The sequence below is a fragment of the Candidatus Dactylopiibacterium carminicum genome (assembly GCF_014736495.1).
In the GTDB taxonomy this organism is placed as follows: Bacteria; Pseudomonadota; Gammaproteobacteria; order Burkholderiales; family Rhodocyclaceae; genus Uliginosibacterium; species Uliginosibacterium carminicum.
This window is the reverse complement of sequence record NZ_MDUX01000002.1, coordinates 38,543-57,561: the sequence shown is the minus strand read 5'-3', so window position 1 is coordinate 57,561 and position 19,019 is coordinate 38,543. Positions and strand designations below refer to the sequence as shown.

The following is a 19,019-nucleotide window of genomic DNA, read 5'->3' as shown; positions in this document are numbered from 1 at the left end:
GCTCAGGCGCCCAGTGCTCAGTCACGGGCTTCAAACATCCCAGAGGCCGCTCGGGCTACCCGAGCCGGTCCGAGGCTTAAAGATACAAGGGCCGTGCGCCCCACACCCGCGCGCCTTGGAGCGTCTGTATCTGGAGATGCCCATGCAAGCCAAACCTCTCGTGCCATGGATCGGCGGCAAGCGCCGCCTGGCCAAACACATCCTCCCGCTGTTTCCTGAACATACCTGCTACGTTGAACCCTTCTGCGGTGCGGCAGCGCTCTACTTCCTCAAGCCGCCCGCAAAGGCCGAGGTGCTCAACGACATCAACGGCGAGCTGATCAACCTGTATCGGGTGGTCAAGCATCACCCGGAAGAGTTTGCCCGGCAGTTCAAGTGGGCGCTGACTAGCCGACAGATTTACGAGTGGGCGAAGGTCAGCCCGCCGGAGCCGCTCACCGATGTTCAGCGCGCCAGCCGCTTCTACTACCTGCAGAAGTGCGGTTTCGGCGGCAAGGTGGAAGGGCAAACCTTCGGCACGGCCACCACCTCGGCCCCTCGCTTGAGCTTCATGCGGCTGGAGGATGACATTGCAGCAGCTCACCTGCGGCTCGTGCACGCCTACATCGAACACCTGCCGTGGGCAGCGTGCATCAGCCGCTATGACCGCGAGCACACCCTGTTCTACTGCGATCCGCCGTACTGGGGCACAGAAGGCTATGGCTTCGAATTCGGTCTGGATGAATACACCCACATCGCCAACCTGGCCAGATCGATCAAGGGGCGCATGGTTATCAGCGTGAATGACATCCCGGAGATGCGGCAGGCGTTCTCAGGGCTCACGATGGAGCGGGTGGAGATCAACTATCAGGTGGGAGGCTCTGGGCGATCCAAAGCGCGATCCGGAGAGCTGATCATCCGCAACTGGTAGAAACAACAAGGCCGGCATCGCGCCGGCCTGTTTTCTAGTGCGTAAATTTGTTTCACTCAGCGAAACGCTGAGACAATCCATTTATCTCGCCTCCGAAGCCGCATTTATCGCGGCGCGCTTTACTGTACAACGGGGCTATCCACCAAGGCGGTGGGCGGTGCCGATCTACATTGAACTGGTTCGCAAGGTTCCAGGGCGCCAGAGGCCGTCGGGTCTGTCGATGGTCTTCGGGCTCCTGGTAGGTGCGTTGAAGGCAAAGGTGGAGGAATGACGAAAGAAGGGGCATCCGGGAAGCCCGCTGTCCGCACGCCCGAGTACGAGCGCCTCTTTGATGCGGCGCCGGGGCTGTATCTTGTGCTCGACCCGCAACTGCGGATCGTGGCCGTGAACCAGGCGTATGCCCGCGCCACGAAAACCCGGCGGGAAGACATCCTTGGCAAGGGGATTTTCGAGGTCTTTCCGGACAATCCTGATGACCCCGAGGCTGAAGGGGTCAGGAATCTCCGCGTTTCCCTGATGCGTGTGCTGCAGACCGGCCAGGTCGATGCGATGCCGGTGCAGAAGTACGACATCCGCAAGCCGCCGGAGGAGGGCGGTGGCTTCGAGGTGCGCTACTGGAGCCCGATCAACACGCTGGTCCTCGTGATCGAGGACAACCCCGACATGAATGCCTTCATCACGTCGGCCCTGTCCGAACGTTACCGGGTGGCGAACGCCTTCGATGGGCACGCGGGCTTGCGGCAGGCACTGGATCTGTTGCCCGCGCTGATCATTTCCGACGTGATGATGCCTGGCATGAGTGGCGACCGGCTGGTGGAGGTCATCCGCCAGCATCCGGATCTCGACGACACACCCATCGTCATGCTCACGGCAAAGGCCGATGATGCCCTGCGCGCGAAGTTGCTGCGTCACGGTGTGCAGGGCTACATCCAGAAGCCCTGCACCGTCGATGATCTGCTGGCGCGTATCGCCGGGTTGCTCAACGAGCGGCGCCGGGTGGGGCGCCGCTTGCTCAATCTCGAGGAACGCTTCCGCGCGACTTTCGAGCAGGCCGCCGTGGGCATCGCGCATGTCGCGCCGGATGGGCGCTGGCTGCGCGTCAATCGCAAACTGTGCGAGATCGTCGGCTACCGCTATAACGAGTTGCTCAAGCTGACTTTCCAGGAGATCACCCATCCGGACGATCTGGACCTCGATGTCGGGCTGGTGGGCCGGGTGCTCAGTGGCGAGCTGAACAGCTACGAGCTGGAAAAACGCTACATCACCAAGGGCGGCGAGGTGGTTTGGATCAAGCTCACCGTTGCCCTGGTTCGCAACGAGCTGGGAGCGGCCGAGTATTTCATCTCGGTGATCGAGGACGTCGGGCCGCGCAAGGCTGCCGAACAGGCGCTGCAGGAAAGCGAAGAGCGTTTCCGCCTGATCGCGGCGACGATTCCGGAGGCCATCTGGCTGATCGAAACCCTCCCGCTTCGTTACGCTTACGTCAGCCCCGCGTACGAAGCCATCTGGCAGCGTCCCTGCGATGCGCTGTACGAAAGCCCGGCCGCGAAGTTGCTGGCGCTCGACGAAGCGGACCGCGAGCGGGTCTGGCAGACCGAGCAGCAGGCGATGCAGGCAGGGCAGGCGTTCGACGTGGAATACCGTGTCGTGCGTCCCGATGGCAGCCGTCGCTGGGTGCGCGAACGTGGTCACCCCGTGACCTCGCCGCACGGTCTGGCGGGGCGTTATGTGGGCATCACCTATGACATCACCGAGAGCCGGCAGGCCGATGAACACCTGCGGCAGGCAGCGACCGTGTTCGAGAGCGCGCGCGAAGCGGTGGTCATTACAGGGCCGGAGGGTGAAATCCTGGCCGTCAACCAGGCTTTCACCGAAATCACCGGGTATGCGGAGGCCGAGGTGTTGGGTCAGGATACCCACGCTCTGCGCTCCGACCAGCATGAGCCGGAGTTTTACAGCGCCCTGCAGGCCAGCCTGCAGCGGACCGGGCAATGGCAGGGCGAGGTGCGCAACCGGCGCCGGAGCGGTGAGCTGTATCTGTGCTGGATGACCATCTCGTCGGTGCTGGATGAGCATCATCAGGTGAGCCGTTACGTGGTGCTGATGACGGACATCAGCCAGCAGCGGCGCAGCGAAGAGCAGCTGGCCCACCTCGCGCACTACGACCCGCTGACCGATCTTCCCAACCGCCTGCTGCTGCACTCCCGGCTGGAGCATTCGCTCGAACAGTGCACGCGTTCACATCGGCGCGTGGCCGTGCTGTTCGTGAATCTGGACCGTTTCCAGACGGTCAATGACAGCCTCGGGCACAAGGCGGGCGATCAGCTGCTCGTCGAGGTCGCCACGCGCTTGCGTCGGTGCGTGCGGGGCGAGGACACCCTCGGGCGTCTGGGAGGGGATGAATTCATGCTGATCCTGGAGTCCATCGATCATCATGAAACCGTTGCCGGAATGGCACACGCGATACTGGTTGCACTCTCCAGGCCTTTCAGCCTGCCGGATGGCGCGGAGTTCTACATCGGTGCCAGTATCGGCATCAGCATCCACCCGGACGATGGCGACGACGCCAACGACCTGCTGCGCAATGCGGATGCTGCCCTGCACCAGGCCAAGGCCCAGGGGCGCAACCGATTCTGCTTCTATGCCGCCGAGATGAATGCGGATGCCCTGCAGCGGCTGGAGCTCGATGCCGCTCTGCGCAGGGCCGTGGAACGGCAGGAGTTCGTGCTCTATTACCAGGCCAAGGCCGATCTGCGCAGTGGCCGTGCCTGTGGTGCCGAGGCGCTGATCCGCTGGCGGCAGGGCGATGGGCGTCTGGTGCCGCCGGCGCAGTTCATTCCGTTCGCCGAGGCGACCGGCCTGATCGTGCCGATCGGCGCCTGGGTGATCGATGAAAGCTGCCGCCAGCTACGGGCCTGGCACGACGCAGGGATGACCGAATGCCGCCTTGCGCTCAACGTCTCGGCGCGGCAATTCCATGCAGGCGATCTGCCGGCGGTGGTGCAGGGCGCGCTGGCGCGCCATGGTCTGGACGCCGGCAGCCTGGAGCTTGAATTGACCGAGAGCATGCTGATGGATGATCCGCAGCACACGCTCGAGATCCTGCAAGCGCTCAAGCAGCTGGGGGTGCGCCTGTCGCTGGACGATTTCGGCACCGGCTATTCGAGCTTCGGCTATCTGCAGCGTTTCCCGATCGATGCGCTCAAGATCGACCAGTCCTTCGTGCGCGATATCACCGGCGACGGTGGCGGCGCCGTGATCGCCGCCGCCATCATCGATCTGGCGCACCGCCTTGGGCTCAAGGTCGTCGGCGAGGGGGTCGAAACGGTGGAACAGCGCGACTGCCTGCGCAGCCAGGGGTGCGACGAGATCCAGGGCTACTATTTCGCCCGCCCCTTGCCGGCCGTGGGGTTCTCGGCACCATTGGTGAATTGCGTGGCGACGCGGTCCTGGCGGTCCACCAGGCGCAGGGTGAAGTCACCTTGCACATCACGCATCAGCGTGCCTTGCCAGCCCAGGGAGATTTCGTCCGCCGGCATCTGGAACAACGGCTCGTCGAGATCGTCGTTCTGCCCCCTGAGCATCGAGTAGCCGGCGCTCAGCCAGTGGCCGGGCACGAGCCGCCAGCGGGCGCTGGCTTCGATGCCCTTGATGGTGGCGCTGCCGAGGTTCACCGTCTTCTTGCAACTGGCCGCGTTCGCGGCGCCGCAGGCCGTCACCGCGGCGCTGCCGCTGAGGATCTGGCCGGTCAGGTAATTCTCGATGCGGTTGTAATAGGCGGCCAGCTGGTAGCTGAAGTCTTCGCTGGCGCCCTTGATGCCGAGCTCGATCTAGTCGGCCTTTTCGGCTTCCACTTCCGGGCTGCCGGCGTAGTAGTAACCATCGGCGCGCTGGCCGGATTCATAGCGCTCGCGCATGCCGGGCGCGCGGAAGGCCCGGGCATAGTTGGCGTAGGGGCGCAGCAGGGGCGTGATCTCGTAGAGCCCGCCCAGTGAGCCGGAGAGGGCGCGGTCCTGATTGTCCAGGCCGGTGGTGCGTGCGCCGTTGTTCATGCTGTCGGCGTCCGAGCGGACGATGTCGTAGCGCAGCCCGGTGAGCACGCTGAGCTGGCCGAAGCGCATGTCGTCCTGCACATGGCCGCCGATGGCCTGGATGCTGGCGTTCTAGAACGGATTGTTGCTGGCGAAGCTCGTGAAGCCGGGGGCGGCGGCCATCCGGCGGTCCGGGTTGCCGGTCATTTCCCAGGCATTGAGGCCGAAGGACAGCAGGTGCTGCGGATGGACCTGCCAGTCGGTCCTGGCATCGATGCCATCGGTCTGGAAGGTGACTTCGTTGGTGATGATGTCGCGCTCCAGCCAGTTGGCGTTGGCATAGATCTGACGCTCCATCTCCTGACGGTAAACGCGCAGATCGAGATTGGGCGAAGTGTCGGTTGCGCCCTGGCGGTTGTAACCGAGTTCGAAGAGACGGCGTTCCTGCTTCGGGGAGTGGACCGTGACCGAGCGCGTGGCCGGGTTGGTGGCGTGCGGACGCGTCGAGCCGGGATACCAGACGTCCTCATCCTTGTGCAACTGAGCCGAGATGCGGACCTGCTGTTGAGAGTCGAGGCGGAATCGGTACTGGCCGATGAAGCTGTCGGAATCGTAGCCCGTGCGTGCAACCTTGCCTTCCGGTGACTGGTAGTCGTCGATGCGTGCCAGCGAGGCGCCAAGCATCAGGGCGTGGTCGCCGCTGCTGGTGTTCATGACCGCCGTGCCGCGGATTCCCTGGCTGGCCGAGTCGTAGGAAGCGCCGGCCTCGACACCCACGCCGGGAGTGAAGCGCGCCTGCGGCAGCCGGACGTTGATCGCACCGCCCAGCGCGCCCGTGCCGTACAGCACCGAGGAGCCGCCCTTGACGACCTCGACCCGCTCGGCCAGCCCCAGGCTCATGAAGGAGGCGATCGCGCCCGCCGGCTGGGCCGAGTTGAAGCGCATACCGTCGACCAGCAGCACGATGCTGTCCCGGCCGAGGCCGCGCAGCGTCGGGTTCTGCCCCTGGGCGCTGTCGCTGGCGATGGCGATGCCGGGCTCCCCGCGCAGCGCGTCGCCTAGATTCTGGCCGGCCCGGCGGTCGATTTCGGTGCGATCCAGCACGGTGGAGGACACGGGCGCGCTCAGGTCGTCGGACTCGTATCCCTTGGTGGTGACGGTGACCGTCGGCAGGAGGGTGTCGTCGGCATTCGCCTGGGAGAACGCGACCAGCAGGGAAAGCGCTATCGGACGCAGCGGATTCGGGATCATGGGAGCTCCAGTGTGGGCAAGCGCGCTTGCCGTGTTGTCTTGGCCGAGGTGCCAATGGGCGGCTAGTTTCTGAAGTTGAGAATCATTCGTAATTGATTTGGGTCAATTTTCGCCAGCCCACGGATCGTGGGCGACCCCGCGGCGATCCTTCGCGGCGACGGGCTTCGGGCGACTGGTGAGCGGGCCGCGCGGCAGCGGTCTGGCCGTTCTTGACATGAATCATGTCGCGCCCGGACGAAGGCAGGTCAGACTTGTTGCGAATGATTGTCAATTGCTCGAAAGGCTCATCATGCCAAGTCGTCGCCAGTTTCTCTGCCTGTCCATGCTCGGCTCGCTCGCCCTCGCGCCGGGCCTGCGCGCCGCCACCCGGACGCAGCTTCCGGCGCTGCGGCTCTCCGGCCCCGCGGCCACGGTTTCCGCGCCGCTGGTGCATATGGTGGAAAGCGGCGCGCTGGCGGATGTGGCCGCGCAGGTCAGCTTCCAGCCCTGGCGCGACCCCGACCAGCTCCGCCTGCTGGCCATCGAGGGCAAGGCGGATTTCCTCGCCGCGCCGAGCAACGTCGCCGCCACGCTCTACAACCGCGGCGCGAAACTCCAGCTGGTGAACATCTCCACCTGGGGCCTGCTGTGGCTGGTCTCGCGTTCGGCGGACAAGAAACGCCTGGCGGACTTCCGCGACGAGGAGATCGCGGTACCTTTTCGCGGCGACATGCCGGACATCGTGCTCAGCCAGCTCGCGGCCATGGAGGGCATCGCGCTGAAGAAACGCTACGTCGCCTCGCCGGTGGAAGCGATGCAGCTGCTGATCGCGCGGCGGGTGGACCATGCCCTGTTGCAGGAGCCGGCGGCCTCGATGGCGCTGCGCAAGACCAAATCCTTCCCGCTGGGCCTGGTCGCGCCCGAACTGCACCGCGCCGTGGACCTGCAGACGGAATGGGGCCGTGCCTTCAAGCGGCAGGACCGCATCCCGCAGGCCGGCCTGATCGCCTGCGGCGCGATGGTTGGCAACGCCGCGCTGCAAGCGCGCGTGCATGCCGCCTACACCCGCTCGCTCGCCGCCTGCCTGGCCGATCCGGCCGCCGCGGGCCGCCTGCTCGCCAAGCATATCGACATGATCACGCCCGAGGCCGCCGCCGATGCCTTGAGCACCAGCCGCATGGAATCCGTTGCGGCGCGGCAGGCGCGGCAATCGCTGGAATTCTTCTATGCCCAGCTGATGCGGCATGACGCCGGCCTGGTCGGCAACAAGCTGCCAGACGACGCCTTCTACGGCGTCTGACACGCGATGCTGCACAGCCTGAAACGGGTGCTGCGCGGCCTGCCGGCCTATCTCTGGGGCGGTTGGGGCGCGGCCTGCAGCCTGCTCTTCCTGCTCGCGCTGTGGGAAGGGCTATCGGCGATCTACGGCGCGCTGATCCTGCCGGACCCGCTGACGTGTTTGCAACGTCTGGGCGAACTGCTCGCCGCCGGCAAACTTGGCGGCGAACTGCTGATCACGGCGCGGCGGGCGTCGATCGGGCTCGGGCTGGCGCTGGCCGCCGGCAGCCTGCTCGGGCTGTGCGCCGGGCTCTCGGCCACCGTCGCCCTGCTGGCGCGGCCGCTGATCACGGTGCTGCTGGGCACGCCGCCCATCGCCTGGCTGGTGCTGGCGCTGCTGTGGTTCGGCATGGGCGACGGCACGCCGGTATTCACCGTCTTCGTCGCCTGCTTTCCGATTGTTTTCGCCGGCGCACTGCAGGGCGCACGCACGCTGGATGCCGGCCTGCGCGACATGGCCCGCGCCTGCCGCCTGCCACTGGGCATGCGCCTGCGCGAAGTCTATGGGCCGCACATCCTTTCCTATCTGTTTCCGGCCGCGATCACCGCGCTGGGCAGCGCCTGGAAGGTGGTGGTGATGGCCGAGCTGCTCGCCAGCGAGCGCGGCGTGGGGGCGGCGCTCGCCATCAGCCGCGCGCAGCTCGATACCGCTGCCACGCTGGCTTGGGTGGTCGCCGTGCTGGGTTGCCTGCTGTGCGTCGAATACGGTTTGCTCGAACCGTTGCGGCTCGAGCTCGAACGCTGGCGGGAGAACACACGATGACGCGCCACCTGCCGGGCAAGCAGCTCGGCGTCCACGCCCTCGAATACGCCTGGCGCATCCATCCGATGTTGCAGGACATCCATTTCCACCTCGGCGCGGGCGAGGTGCTGGCGCTGCTCGGCCCCTCGGGCTGCGGCAAGACCACGCTGCTGCATCTGTGCGCCGGCCTGCTGGATCTCCAGGCGGGCCGCCTCGTCAACACCTTCGCGCGGCCGGCCATGATGTTCCAGCAGCCGCGCCTGCTGCCCTGGCAGAACGCGCGCGACAACATCGCCCTGAGCCTGCGCGCCGAGGGCGTGCCGCGCGCTCGTGCGCGCGAGGCGGCACAGGCCATCGGCCTGCGCCTGGGGCTGGATTCGCTGGCGCTGGAGGCCTGGCCGCATGCGCTCTCGGGCGGCATGCAGAGCCGCGTCGCGCTGGGCCGGGCCCTGGTCACGGCGCCAGACCTGCTGCTGCTCGACGAACCGTTCGCCGCGCTGGATATCGGCCTCAAGGCGCAGCTGCACGAACTGCTGCTCGAATACCGCGGCCAGCAGTCCACCGCCGTGCTGATGATCACCCATGACGTGATGGAAGCCATGGGCCTGGCCGACCGCATCCTGATCATGGCGCCGCACCCCGGCCGCATCCTGCACGAGTACCGGCCGGACCTCGCGCCGGCCGCGCGGGATGCCGCCTGGGTCCATGCCGAGACCGCGAAGCTGTTGCAGGTGCCGCTGGTGCGCAGCTGCTTCGAATTGCCGGGCGCGGCCCCCGCGCCACGGGCCGCGCAGATGCCGCGCGCGCTTTCCTGCTGAGATCCGCCATGACACGCATGCCACTGCCCGCCTGCCTGCGCCTGAGCCACCCGCTCTGGCAGTGCGGCTTCCGCCCCTTCTTCCTTACCGGCAGCCTGGTCGCCGTGGCGCTGATGCTGCTGTGGGGGCTGTTCCTCGGCCACGGCTTGCCGCTGCTGCCGCCAGCCGCCCTCGCATTGCCGGCGGGGCCGTTCGGCTGGCATGCGCAAGGGCTGCTGTTCGGTTTCGGCTTTGCCGCCGTGGCGGGCTTCGTGCTGGTGGCCGGGCCGGAATTCACCGATACGCCGCCTTTTCCCGAGCGCTATGGCCGCACGCTGGCCGCCTGCTGGCTGGTGGGCGTGCTGGCGTCGGGCTTCGCGCATCCGCTCGCCGTGCTGCTCACCGCGTTGGCCTGGGCCGGTCTGCTCGGCGGTCTGCTGGCCTTGCTGCTGCCTCGCCTGTGGGCCGATCCGGAGCGGCGCCAGATGGCGTTCGCCTGGGGGATCGGCGGCCTGCTGCTGGTGGCGCTCGGGCATCAGGCGGATCTGTTGCGCAGCCTGCCGCCGCAGCGCTGGCTGCATGCCTGCGTGGGGCTGATGATGATGCTCGTCGTGGTGGCGCTGAGCCGCATTTCGATGCGCATCGTCAATCTGGCGATCGAGGAATACCACGCGGAGCATGCCGTGCTGACTTCCGGCGCCGATGCCGAGGACAGCGACGCCCTCGCAGGCCGTCACCCGGTGTATCTCGCCCGGCCGCCGCCGCCGCGATCCTCAACCTGATGGGGGACTGGCACGTCGGCCGGCCGCTGCTGCGCCGCTGGGCGCTGATACTCTACGCGGTGTATGCGCTGATGGCCGCCGGCTACGCCGCGATGGGGCTGGCGGTGCTCGGCGACGCGGCGGCCTGGCTGGGCGCCGGCCGCCATCTGCTGACGGTGGGCGCCTTCGGCCTGTCGATCTACTGCGTGATCTGCATCGCCGGGCGCAATCACAGCGGTCTGGAACTGGACGAACGCGCCTGGGTGCCCATCGGCGCCGCGATGATCGTCACCGCCAGTCTGCTGCGCACCGCCATCGCCTGGCCGGGGCTGCCCGCCGGCTGGCTCGCGCCCTTCGCCTACGGCCTGCCCTCGCTGCTGTGGGCCGGCGCCTTCGCCCTGCTGAGCTGCCGTCTTGGCCCGGTGCTGTGGCGGGCGCGGGCGGATGGCCGCCGGGGCTGCATGGGGCCGCCTTGAGCCGCTGCTCTGAATACCCTCCGGCATGACGGTATGGTGGAGAGCCGCGGCGCTCAGTTCTCGAAGCGGAAGTTGCCGCCCATGCTGGCGGTGATGCCGTGATAGCTGCGGAAGTTGTAGATCAGCGGCTGCCAGCGCGTGGCGTCGATCCGGTCGCTTTCCTTGAGGAGGCTTTCCGCGGCATGCACGCAGCGCACCTGGAGTTCGACAATGGCAAAACCGTCGCGCCGGGTGATGTGCGCCACCGTGCATTCCACCTGGATGCCGCATTCGCGGATGCGCGCCGGGCGGACCTGCACGGAGGGCTCGGGGGTGAAGCCGGCGGCGGCGAACTTGTCGGCGCAGTGGGAAAAACCGGCTTTCTCCTTTTCCGGCGGCACCGGCAATTTGCCCGTAAAGCGCTCGATGGCCGCCACCTGGCTGGCGAGATCCGCACTGGCCACGTTCAGCACGATTTCCGGGTGATGTTCGAGATTCTCGATGGCCTTGCCGTTCAGGCTGAGGCCGATCACGATGCCCTTGCCGAGCGACCAGCTCGACGAGATCGGCGTGATGTTGGTCTGCCCCGTGGCATCGATGGTGCTCAGCAGGATGACGGTATTGCCCCAGTACAGGGCCTTGGCTTCGATGGTCTTGTGCATGTCGTTTCTCTCCGTTGGCGGCGGGCCGGGCGCCGTCGATGACGCCCCCGCGCATTCAAAAATCCATCACCACATGATGTATTTGCAGCGTAAGATACATCACAACTTGATGCAAGTTCGCCCGGATCAAACCATGCTGACCAAGCAACACTACGAAGCGCTCTCGGAATTCCGCTACCAACTGCGCCGCTTCCTGCATTTCAGCGAGACGGCCGCCAAGCAGGAGGGCATCACGCCGCTGCAATACCTGCTGCTGCTGCATGTACGCGGTTTTCCGGGGCGGGACTGGGCCACCGTCGGCGAACTCGCCGAGCGCCTGCAGATGCATCACCACGGCGCCGTGGCGCTGCTCACGCGCTGCGAGGAGCTGGATCTGGTGGAGCGGCGCAAGAGCGAGGCGGACCGGCGCCGCGTCGAAATCCACCTCAAGCCGGCGGGCGAGCAGCACCTGCAACGCCTGGCGGCCCTGCACGAGGCGGAACTGCGTTCGTTGCAGGAAACCTTCCGCGTGGCGCGGATCACCGCGTTCAACGACGAGGACCGCGAATCGGCCGCTCCCGGGCCGGCCTCGCCCGCGCCGCGTCGCGGCCGGCGTCAGGCGTCATGAATGCGCGTGGCTCAGCCTGGAGAAGCATCGATGGCCAAGAAATTCCCGATCCACCCCGCGCACCCGGAACGCATCTGCTGGGGCTGCGACAAGTACTGCCCGGCGGGCTCGATGGCGTGTGGCAATGGTTCGGAGCGCACGCCCCATCCGGTCGAAACTTTCGGTGACGACTGGTTCGAATGGACTCCGGAAAGTCGGGATCAGCCGGAGCAGGTAGCTGAGGCGATGCCATCGACGCGAGACTCCGCGACCTGATTCGTGAGAACCTCCGGCGGATTTGCCCGGGAGGTGGAAGAAATGCGGATGGAGATGCGTGTCGCCACGGCGGGTGATGTTCAGGCGATGTTCGAGTTGCGCACCAGCGTGCGTGAAAACCATATGTCACGTGCAGCGCTGGCCGAGCTTGGCGTGACGCCGGAGAGCCTTCCCGGAATGCTGGAGGGATGCAGCCGTGGCTGGGTCGTTCATGAAGAGGGCGTCCTGCTCGGTTTTGCCATGGCGGATGCCGGTGAGGCCTGTGTCTTCGCGTTGTTCGTGCATCCGGCACATGAGGGGCGAGGCGTAGGCCGACGGCTGCTGGACACGGCAGAGGGCTGGCTGCTTTCGCAGGCGTGCAGCGAGGCCTGGCTGCTGACCGACAGTCGCCCCGAGGTCAGAGCCAACGGCTTCTATCGCGCTCTGGGCTGGCGTGCCGAAGGCGTCCAGGACGATGGCCAGATGCTGTTCAGAAAGCGCTTGGTGGCTGGGTGATGAAGGGCCTCGGGATCCACGTCTTCGGTGCTTCCGGTTCCGGCACCACTACATTGGGTGAATGCTTGGCCAGGGCGATCGGTGGACGCCATCTCGACACGGATTCGTACTACTAGCATCCGACCGAGCCGCCATTCACGCACAGGCGCAGCGCAGGCGAACGCATCGCGATGATCGAGCGGGATATCCGCGATGAGGCGCGCTGGGTGCTGTCCGGTTCGCTCTGCAGCTGGGGTGGTCCGCTACTGCCTTATTTCACGCTGGCGGTATTCCTTTCCCTGGATCCGGCGGTCCGCATGGCCCGTATCGCCGCACGTGAGCAGACGCGGTATGGCGACCGGCTTGAGCCTGGTGGTGATATGCGTCAGCAGCATCTGGAGTTCATGGCCTGGGCGAGCAGCTACGATCATGCCAGGGCACCAGTCCGTAGTTTTGATCTGCATGAGCGCTGGATGACCACGCTGCATTGCCCAGTTATCCGCCTGGATTCCGCCGAGCCTGTCGAGCACCTGTGCGATGCGGTGCTCCGTCAGATGGCGACCTGATTCCGGCGCGCTCCCGCTCAGGGCACTGCTGTGGCCGGCCCGGAGTTCAGGGGCAGGAGGCATGGATTTTCGGATGAGCGCTTGTGCTGCAGATGCTGCTCGGCGGCCTCGGCACCAAGCGGGTGCGAGAAGAGGTAGCCCTGGAAGATGGGGCAGCCGAGCTCCCGCAGTTGCTGTGCCTGGGTTTCCGTTTCCACACCTTCGGCCACGATTTCCAGTTGCAGCCGTTGGGCCAGGCGAATGGTGCTGGCGCAGATCTCCCGGCTGATGGTGTCCTTGTCCATTTCGTCGACGAAGCTGCGGTCCAGTTTCAGGGCGTGGACGGGGAGGATGCGCAGGTAGCTGAGGGAGGAATAGCCGGTACCGAAATCATCGATGGAAAGCCGCAGGCCCAGCTTGCGCAGCGCGAGCAGACGCTCGACGGTGCGTTTGGGGTCCTGGATCAGCACGGATTCGGTGATCTCTAGTTCGAGATCGGGGGGCGTCAGGCCGGTTTCCGCGAGTGCGCGCAGGATGGTGTTTTCGAGCGTGGGGTCCAGCAGCTGGCGGGCGGAGAGGTTGACGGCCATGCGCAGCGGGCGATGGCCGGCGCGATGCCAGGCGGCCAGCTGGGCACAGGCTGTCTCGACGACCCAGGCGCCGATGGGGTTGATGAGCCCGATGGCTTCGGCCAGCGGGATGAAGTGTGCGGGGGGCACCAGGCCGTATTCCGGATGCTGCCAGCGGATCAGTGCTTCGAAGGCCAGCGTACGGCTGGTATCGGCGCAGATCTGGGGTTGGTAGCAGAGAAACAGTTGCCGGCGTGACAGTGCTTCGCGCAGTGCCGACTCCAGATCGATGCGCTGGCGCAGCTTTTCCTGCAGTTCGGGACGGAAGCTTCGTTGCTGGTTGGGGCCAACGCTGCGGGCGTCCTGCAACGCGAGTTCCGCGGCGGCCAGCAGGTCGGTGGCGCTCAGCGCGTCGTCGGGAAAGATTGCGGTACCGACACAGGCGGTGAGCTTGAGGCTGTGGCCACCGATGTCGAAGGCCTGCTCGAAGATGCTGCCGAGTTTGCGGCGGAAGGCTTCTATGCCGGCCTTGTCGGCGAGATGGTTGCCGATCAGTGCGAAGCCATCGTTGCTGGTGCGTGCCAGCACGTCGCTGTTGCGGATGTTGTCGAGCAGTCGCTGGCTGGCCTTGAGCAGGGCCTCGTCACTGGTGGCGATGCCGTGCGTTCCCTTGAGGATGCCGAGGCGGTCGATATCCAGCCGAAGCACCACGATCATGGCGTCCTGGTGTGCCCCCTGTGCCATCAGGGCTTGCAGCTTGAGGAAGAAGCCGGCCCGGTTCGGCAGACCGGTCAGGGTGTCGGTGTGCAGGTTGCGGTCCGCCCGCGCGTCGGCCAGGCGTCGGCTGCGTGCTTCCCGGTGCAGCGCGCGTTCGATGCGTTTTTCGTTCAGTGCGTGCCGGATCAGTTCGCGGCGGATCAGCAAGGAGAACGCTCCGGCCAGGAAGACGAAGACGAAGCCGCCGAGGTAGGGAATGGCGAGCGTGCCGGAGTCCGACATGCCGGCCAGCAGTGCAGCCACCATCAGCACAGCCACGCCTGCGCCGATCAGCAGTCGCGAGAGCCTGTCCCGCAATTGGGCGTGCGAGAACACGACCTGCATCATGTAGATCATCACGCACAGCGATACCAGTCGTATCAGCCGGTATATCAGCGTGGGCTCGCCACGGATCAGCCAGACATGCTCTCCCCAGGGCAGCGTCAGCATCAGGTCGGGTGCGAGCTTGTAGAAGCGGTAACCGTAAGGCGTGAGGAAGTTGTAGGTGATCGCCAGGGCGGAAAAGGCGATCAGCGCGAGCATCGTGCGCAGCGGGAAGCGACGCGTATCCAGGGCTGCGGTCGCGCAGCCGATCAGCGGGATGACGAGGATGGAGAAGAAGCCGACCCAGCGGTGCGCCGCCAGCGCACTGGCATGATCCGGCGCTGCGTTCTGCATGGCGTTGAAGAACTGGAAACCGGCGAAGCCGAAGCACAGCGCGGCGAACAAGCACTTCGCGGCCGCGTGGTTCCGGCCACAGGCCAGGATCGCGGCATGCGCGCCGGCCATCAGGAGGATGCCGACTGAGACCAGGTAAGCGCTGATCAGCGGAGAAGTCATCATTCGTACATCGCCCGGCGAGAAACGGGGGCTCTCGTTCTTTGAGGGCGAAGCATACTCCAGGCGTGCACGAAAACAGCGCACGCAGGCTTATCGCAGGGCCTTGTTTTTCTTCTATTTGCAAACCTGCAGCTTGTGTGACGAAAGGGCTTCAGCGCCCCGCCGGTCGGTTGGCCCAGGCCACGCCCGCCAGGATCGCGCCCATGCCGAAGAGTTGATAGCCGTGCAATGGTTCGCGCAGCAGTGTCACCGAAAGCAGGGTGCCGAAGACGGGCAGCAGATGGATGAAAAGGCCTGCCCGTGCTGCGCCCACGCGCATCACGCCGGCGCCATAGAGAACGAAGGCCAGTACGGACGGGAAAACGCCGACATAAGCGATGGCGAGCAGGGAGTTCGTACCCCAGACGACGTGCCGGCCGCTGGCCATTTCCCAGGCGAGCAGGGGCGCAAGCAGTACCAGTGCGATCACGATCTGCGCCAGCATCAGACCGAGGCGGTCGATCTCCGCCGGGATCTGGCGCAGCCACAGCGTATAGAAGGCCCAGCAGACTGTGGCGATGAACACCAATGCATCGCCTTGCGACAGGCCCTGTGAGGCCAGCGTGCGCGGATCGCCGTGCGAGACGATGAGCGTGACGCCGAAGAAGGAGACGATGAAGCCTGCGATCTGTGCCGGCGTGAGCCGCTGCCGGTAGAACAGCGCGCCGATGCCTGCGATCAGCAGGGGGATGAAGGAGTTGAGCATCATGCCGTTGGCCGCACTCGTCGATTGCAGGCCGAAATACACCAGCACGTTGAATGCCGCCACGCCGGTGGCTGCCAGCCCCAGCAGGCGCCAGAAGAATTCCCGGTAGCGCGGCAGATCCCGCAGCATTGCCCTCCAGGCGAAGGGGGAGAGGCAGCAGAAGGCGATCACCCAGCGGTCGAAGGATAGCGCCAGGGGCGGCACGGTATCGCGCATGGCGCGCCCGACGATGAAATTGCCCGCCCAGAACAAGGGGGGCAAGGTCAGCATGGCAATGCCGGCCCAATCCGCCTTCTGGCCGGCTGCTGCTGGCGATGAGGACATTCCTGGAAACTCCCGCATGAGTCGCCGGCCTGCGCCAGGGGCGCCAGGCCGGCCAAAGCCGCGATTGTGCACTGCGAGAGACCCTTCGGGGCGGGCGATGCGGCAGTTCAGAAGCCTTCCAGCACGATCTTGCCGCGCGTGCTGCCGCGTTCCAGTTGGGCATGGGCCTGTCTGAGGTTCGCCGCGTTGATGCCCTGGAGGCGTTGCGTGAGCGTGGTTTTCACCACGCCGGCATCCACCAGTGCGGCCATCTTGCGCAGGATGTCGTGCTGGCGGGTGAGGCTGGCGGTCTTGAACAGCGGGCGTGTGAACATCAGCTCCCAATGCACCGACAGTGCCTTCCGCTTGAACGGCACGATGTCGAACTGTTTCGGGTCGTCGATCAGCGCGAGCTGGCCTTCGGCCCGCAGCACTTCGACGATCTGCGGTACATAGCTGTCCGTGGCGTTCAACCCGATGACATGGCTGACGTCCTGGAGCCCCAGCCTGGCAAGTTGCGGCGCCCAGGGCTCACGGTGGTCTATGACGTGGTGGGCGCCCTGGCTCAGTACCCAGTTGCGGGTTTCCTCGCGCGAGGCGGTGGCGATCACGGTGAAACCGGTGAGCTGGCGTGCAAGCTGCAACAGTACCGAGCCCACGCCGCCGGCCGCGCCGATCACCAGCAGGCGGTTATCTGCCGTGGGGTCGGCATCCTGCACCTTGAGGCGGTCGAACAGCAGTTCCCAGGCGGTGAGGCTGGTCAGTGGCAGGGCGGCGGCCTCTGCGAAATCCAGGCGCTGCGGCGCAGGGCCGACGATGCGCTCATCCACCAGTTGCAGTTCCGCATTGCTGCCGGGCCGGTTGATCTCGCCGGCATACCAGACGCGATCGCCCGGCCTGAAGCGGGTCACCTTGTCACCCACGGCCCTCACGATGCCGGCGGCATCTCATCCGATCACGCGTGCTTCGCCGGCCGGTGGCGTGGCGCTGGCACGGATCTTCACATCGACCGGATTGACCGAGATCGCGCGCACTTCGACTAGGGCGTGTTCACAGTAGCCAGATATAGGCGCATGCGAGATGCAAGAAGGCGCTGAAACGACTGGCCAGCTTGTCGTAACGCGTCGCCAAGCGACGGAACTGCTTGAGCCGGTTGAAGAATCGCTCGACGAGGTTTCTCGCTTTGTAGCGATGCCAGTCAGTTTCGCGCTGGATCGTGCGGTTGTTCCGAGGCGGAATGATGGCCTGAGCCCCCGAGGCCTCAATGGTTTCGATCAGAGCGTCGCTGTCGTATCCCTTGTCAGCAATGACGGCGCCTGTTGGAATCTCTGCCACCAGTGCCGCACCTTGCGTCACGTCGGCCTCTTGCCCCGCAGTCAGGATCAGACGGATCGGATTGCCCAGTGCATCCACGCAGGCGTGTATCTTGGTGGTCAATCCACCACGGCTTCGCCCGATGGCTTGGTCCTGATGCGGACCGTTTTTTTGGGAGCACCGGCTGAGTGTTGGTGGGCTCGAACGATTGTCGAATCGATGAAGAGTTCTTCAAGATCGGCCTCACCGCGCAGTGCTTGAGCAATGCGATCCCATACTCCGTATGTCTCCCAGCGGGCAAAGCGGACATACACCGAGTGCCAGTTCCCAAAACGCGTCGGCAAGTCCCTCCAGGGGTTTCCGACACGTGCCGTGTATAACACCGCTTCCACGAAACGACGGTTATCCGCCGCCCGACCGCCTTTGTCCGTCGGCTTGCCCGGAAGCAGATGCTCAATCCGTTTCCATTGCGCGTCGTTCAACATTCCCCGATCCATGGCTCACACCCAAATTCCAGAATGTAAACACATTCCGGATACTGTGAACAGGCTCTAGCAGGTCATGCCCCGTGGCGACGGGGGCAGGCAGTTCGAGGTCGACCAGCGCCTCGGCGTGGTCGATGGGCAGAGGCTGGTGGAAACCGATGGCTTTCATGAGGAGGCTCCTTGGCAATCAGCGGGTTGGGGTAAGCGCATCCTGCGCGTTTGATTCTTCGCGGGAAACAGGCAATATCCGAAAATACTTTCAAAAGAAAAACGAAAATGATCCGCCTCGACGATCTGCGGGTTTTCGTACATGCGGCGCGTGCCGGCAGTTTCTCGGCGGCAGCGCGCGAACTCGATCTCAGCCCGGCGCTGGCGAGTGGCGCAGTGCAGCGCCTGGAGCGCGCGCTGGGCATACGGCTCTTCGTGCGGTCCACCAGGCGCATGCGTTTGTCTGAAGACGGCCTGCGCTATCTGCCACATGCACAGGCCATCCTCGATGCCGTCGCTTCCGGGCAGGAGGCGTTGGCCGAAGGGCGCGCGGGGGTCGCCGGCCCGCTGCGTCTGTCGATGCCTTCCGATCTTGGCCGCAACGTATTGCTGCGCTGGCTGGATGAATTCCAGCAACTGCATCCGCGCCTGAGCCTGCATCTGCACTTGAGCGATCAGACGGCGGATTTCTTCCGCGACGCGCTGGACGCCAGCGTGCGTTACGGTCAGCTGGCGGATTCAAGCCTCGTTGCACTGCCACTGGTGCCGGACAACCGACGCAGCCTGTGCGCCGCGCCAGCGTATCTGGCGCGTCATGGCCGACCGCTGGCGCCGGACGATCTGCGTCACCACAACTGCCTGCGCTACGTGATGAGCGAGCACACACACGAGCGCTGGCGCTTCCAGCTGCCCGAGGGAGTACGCACGGTGCCGGTCAGCGGCGACCGCGTCAGTGACGATGCCGACATCGTGCGGCGCTGGGCTGTGGCGGGCTTGGGCGTGGTCTACAAATCCCGCCTGGATCTGGGGTCGGATATCGCGGCTGGCCGTCTGGTGGAGCTGTTTCCGTCAGGCTGGGGCCAGCCCGCACCCTTGCAGCTCGTGGCCGCGCATCGCAGTGCGCTGACGCCGGTGGTGCAGCAATTGCGTGCCTTCCTGGCCGCGCGTTTCGCCCAAACGCAGGCCGAGGACTGACACCGGGGCCACAGGAGC

19 protein-coding genes and 1 pseudogene are annotated in these 19,019 nt (G+C 65.7%); 13 read left to right on the top strand and 7 right to left on the bottom strand.

Annotated elements, in window-relative coordinates:
• The first annotated feature begins 142 nt into the window (after window positions 1-142).
• On the top strand, window positions 143-910 hold the full coding sequence (locus BGI27_RS00975; protein WP_223871515.1) for a DNA adenine methylase: 768 nt from the start codon (window positions 143-145) through the stop codon (window positions 908-910).
• A gap of 267 nt (window positions 911-1,177) precedes the next feature.
• Window positions 1,178-4,501, top strand: a complete 3,324-nt coding sequence (locus BGI27_RS00970; protein ID WP_095523054.1) for an EAL domain-containing protein — start codon at window positions 1,178-1,180, stop codon at window positions 4,499-4,501.
• Here BGI27_RS00970 and BGI27_RS17790 read toward each other — a convergent pair.
• Window positions 4,387-5,031 (bottom strand): annotated as a pseudogene (locus BGI27_RS17790) (TonB-dependent receptor domain-containing protein); the annotation flags it as partial. The gene BGI27_RS00970 and the pseudogene BGI27_RS17790 overlap by 115 nt on opposite strands.
• A gap of 42 nt (window positions 5,032-5,073) precedes the next feature.
• Window positions 5,074-6,192: a TonB-dependent receptor plug domain-containing protein gene (locus BGI27_RS00960; protein WP_186815397.1), complete on the bottom strand. Its 1,119-nt coding sequence runs from the start codon at window positions 6,190-6,192 to the stop codon at window positions 5,074-5,076.
• A 289-nt stretch (window positions 6,193-6,481) separates the two neighbouring features.
• On the opposite strand from BGI27_RS00960, the gene BGI27_RS00955 reads away from it, so the two are divergent.
• Genes BGI27_RS00955 through BGI27_RS17780 form a run of 5 tightly spaced genes read left to right on the top strand, consistent with a single transcriptional unit; the run spans window position 6,482 to window position 10,285 of the window.
• Window positions 6,482-7,471 carry an ABC transporter substrate-binding protein gene (locus tag BGI27_RS00955; protein ID WP_095523118.1) on the top strand — a complete coding sequence of 330 codons (990 nt, stop codon included), beginning with the start codon at window positions 6,482-6,484 and terminating at the stop codon, window positions 7,469-7,471.
• A gap of 6 nt (window positions 7,472-7,477) precedes the next feature.
• Window positions 7,478-8,272, top strand: coding sequence for an ABC transporter permease (locus tag BGI27_RS00950; protein WP_170943071.1), 795 nt, complete (start codon window positions 7,478-7,480; stop codon window positions 8,270-8,272).
• Window positions 8,269-9,069 (top strand): ABC transporter ATP-binding protein, encoded by an 801-nt coding sequence (locus BGI27_RS00945; protein WP_223871514.1) that lies wholly within the window; start codon window positions 8,269-8,271, stop codon window positions 9,067-9,069. Before BGI27_RS00950 ends, BGI27_RS00945 begins: the two co-directional genes overlap by 4 nt.
• Window positions 9,070-9,077: 8 nt before the next feature.
• A complete protein-coding gene (locus BGI27_RS17785) occupies window positions 9,078-9,830 on the top strand; it encodes an NnrS family protein (RefSeq protein ID WP_223871513.1) in 753 nt (250 codons plus the stop codon).
• Window positions 9,830-10,285, top strand: a complete 456-nt coding sequence (locus tag BGI27_RS17780) for an NnrS family protein (RefSeq protein ID WP_223871512.1) — start codon at window positions 9,830-9,832, stop codon at window positions 10,283-10,285. The genes BGI27_RS17785 and BGI27_RS17780 overlap by 1 nt, the downstream gene beginning before the upstream one ends.
• A gap of 53 nt (window positions 10,286-10,338) precedes the next feature.
• Here BGI27_RS17780 and BGI27_RS00935 read toward each other — a convergent pair whose 3' ends face one another.
• Window positions 10,339-10,926 carry a flavin reductase family protein gene (locus BGI27_RS00935; RefSeq protein WP_095523053.1) on the bottom strand — a complete coding sequence of 196 codons (588 nt, stop codon included), beginning with the start codon at window positions 10,924-10,926 and terminating at the stop codon, window positions 10,339-10,341.
• Between the two features lie 133 nt (window positions 10,927-11,059).
• On the opposite strand from BGI27_RS00935, the gene BGI27_RS00930 reads away from it, so the two are divergent.
• From BGI27_RS00930 to BGI27_RS00915, 4 genes are all read left to right on the top strand, one after another.
• On the top strand, window positions 11,060-11,533 hold the full coding sequence (locus BGI27_RS00930; protein WP_095523052.1) for a MarR family winged helix-turn-helix transcriptional regulator: 474 nt from the start codon (window positions 11,060-11,062) through the stop codon (window positions 11,531-11,533).
• A 30-nt stretch (window positions 11,534-11,563) separates the two neighbouring features.
• A complete protein-coding gene (locus tag BGI27_RS00925; RefSeq protein ID WP_095523051.1) occupies window positions 11,564-11,788 on the top strand; it encodes a DUF3079 domain-containing protein in 225 nt (74 codons plus the stop codon).
• 48 nt (window positions 11,789-11,836) lie between these two features.
• Window positions 11,837-12,283, top strand: coding sequence for a GNAT family N-acetyltransferase (locus BGI27_RS00920; protein WP_095523050.1), 447 nt, complete (start codon window positions 11,837-11,839; stop codon window positions 12,281-12,283).
• A gap of 170 nt (window positions 12,284-12,453) precedes the next feature.
• On the top strand, window positions 12,454-12,828 hold the full coding sequence (locus tag BGI27_RS00915) for a P-loop NTPase family protein (protein ID WP_223871511.1): 375 nt from the start codon (window positions 12,454-12,456) through the stop codon (window positions 12,826-12,828).
• Window positions 12,829-12,845: 17 nt separating this feature from the next.
• Here BGI27_RS00915 and BGI27_RS00910 read toward each other — a convergent pair whose 3' ends face one another.
• The 4 genes from BGI27_RS00910 to BGI27_RS17775 all read right to left on the bottom strand — a co-directional run bounded on the left by BGI27_RS00910 (window position 12,846) and on the right by BGI27_RS17775 (window position 17,831).
• Window positions 12,846-14,975, bottom strand: a complete 2,130-nt coding sequence (locus BGI27_RS00910; protein WP_095523049.1) for a putative bifunctional diguanylate cyclase/phosphodiesterase — start codon at window positions 14,973-14,975, stop codon at window positions 12,846-12,848.
• Window positions 14,976-15,123: 148 nt separating this feature from the next.
• The gene (locus BGI27_RS00905; RefSeq protein WP_095523048.1) at window positions 15,124-16,041 is read right to left on the bottom strand and encodes a DMT family transporter; all 918 of its coding nucleotides are present in this window, start codon (window positions 16,039-16,041) and stop codon (window positions 15,124-15,126) included.
• A gap of 107 nt (window positions 16,042-16,148) precedes the next feature.
• Window positions 16,149-16,955, bottom strand: coding sequence for a zinc-binding alcohol dehydrogenase family protein (locus tag BGI27_RS00900; protein WP_317984268.1), 807 nt, complete (start codon window positions 16,953-16,955; stop codon window positions 16,149-16,151).
• A gap of 115 nt (window positions 16,956-17,070) precedes the next feature.
• A protein-coding gene (locus tag BGI27_RS17775) for an IS5 family transposase (RefSeq protein WP_095523047.1) occupies window positions 17,071-17,831 on the bottom strand; the annotation gives its coding sequence in 2 pieces (ribosomal slippage) (window positions 17,071-17,510 and window positions 17,510-17,831; 762 coding nt in all).
• A gap of 64 nt (window positions 17,832-17,895) precedes the next feature.
• Between BGI27_RS17775 and BGI27_RS00885 the strand changes: the two genes are divergently transcribed.
• Both BGI27_RS00885 and BGI27_RS00880 read left to right on the top strand, forming a co-directional pair.
• Window positions 17,896-18,042, top strand: coding sequence for a hypothetical protein (locus BGI27_RS00885; protein WP_170943004.1), 147 nt, complete (start codon window positions 17,896-17,898; stop codon window positions 18,040-18,042).
• Between the two features lie 53 nt (window positions 18,043-18,095).
• The gene (locus BGI27_RS00880; protein WP_095523046.1) at window positions 18,096-19,001 is read left to right on the top strand and encodes a LysR family transcriptional regulator; all 906 of its coding nucleotides are present in this window, start codon (window positions 18,096-18,098) and stop codon (window positions 18,999-19,001) included.
• Window positions 19,002-19,019: the final 18 nt, after the last annotated feature.

Bases quoted from the DNA above. Each gene is read 5' to 3' on its own strand.
- BGI27_RS00975 (WP_223871515.1), top strand. From the start codon at position 143: ATGCAAGCCAAACCTCTCGTGCCATGGATCGGCGGCAAGCGCCGCCTG.
- BGI27_RS00970 (WP_095523054.1), top strand. From the start codon at position 1,178: ATGACGAAAGAAGGGGCATCCGGGAAGCCCGCTGTCCGCACGCCCGAG.
- BGI27_RS00960 (WP_186815397.1), bottom strand. From the start codon at position 6,192: ATGATCCCGAATCCGCTGCGTCCGATAGCGCTTTCCCTGCTGGTCGCG.
- BGI27_RS00955 (WP_095523118.1), top strand. From the start codon at position 6,482: ATGCCAAGTCGTCGCCAGTTTCTCTGCCTGTCCATGCTCGGCTCGCTC.
- BGI27_RS00950 (WP_170943071.1), top strand. From the start codon at position 7,478: ATGCTGCACAGCCTGAAACGGGTGCTGCGCGGCCTGCCGGCCTATCTC.
- BGI27_RS00945 (WP_223871514.1), top strand. From the start codon at position 8,269: ATGACGCGCCACCTGCCGGGCAAGCAGCTCGGCGTCCACGCCCTCGAA.
- BGI27_RS17785 (WP_223871513.1), top strand. From the start codon at position 9,078: ATGACACGCATGCCACTGCCCGCCTGCCTGCGCCTGAGCCACCCGCTC.
- BGI27_RS17780 (WP_223871512.1), top strand. From the start codon at position 9,830: ATGGGGGACTGGCACGTCGGCCGGCCGCTGCTGCGCCGCTGGGCGCTG.
- BGI27_RS00935 (WP_095523053.1), bottom strand. From the start codon at position 10,926: ATGCACAAGACCATCGAAGCCAAGGCCCTGTACTGGGGCAATACCGTC.
- BGI27_RS00930 (WP_095523052.1), top strand. From the start codon at position 11,060: ATGCTGACCAAGCAACACTACGAAGCGCTCTCGGAATTCCGCTACCAA.
- BGI27_RS00925 (WP_095523051.1), top strand. From the start codon at position 11,564: ATGGCCAAGAAATTCCCGATCCACCCCGCGCACCCGGAACGCATCTGC.
- BGI27_RS00920 (WP_095523050.1), top strand. From the start codon at position 11,837: ATGGAGATGCGTGTCGCCACGGCGGGTGATGTTCAGGCGATGTTCGAG.
- BGI27_RS00915 (WP_223871511.1), top strand. From the start codon at position 12,454: ATGATCGAGCGGGATATCCGCGATGAGGCGCGCTGGGTGCTGTCCGGT.
- BGI27_RS00910 (WP_095523049.1), bottom strand. From the start codon at position 14,975: ATGATGACTTCTCCGCTGATCAGCGCTTACCTGGTCTCAGTCGGCATC.
- BGI27_RS00905 (WP_095523048.1), bottom strand. From the start codon at position 16,041: ATGTCCTCATCGCCAGCAGCAGCCGGCCAGAAGGCGGATTGGGCCGGC.
- BGI27_RS00885 (WP_170943004.1), top strand. From the start codon at position 17,896: ATGCCCCGTGGCGACGGGGGCAGGCAGTTCGAGGTCGACCAGCGCCTC.
- BGI27_RS00880 (WP_095523046.1), top strand. From the start codon at position 18,096: ATGATCCGCCTCGACGATCTGCGGGTTTTCGTACATGCGGCGCGTGCC.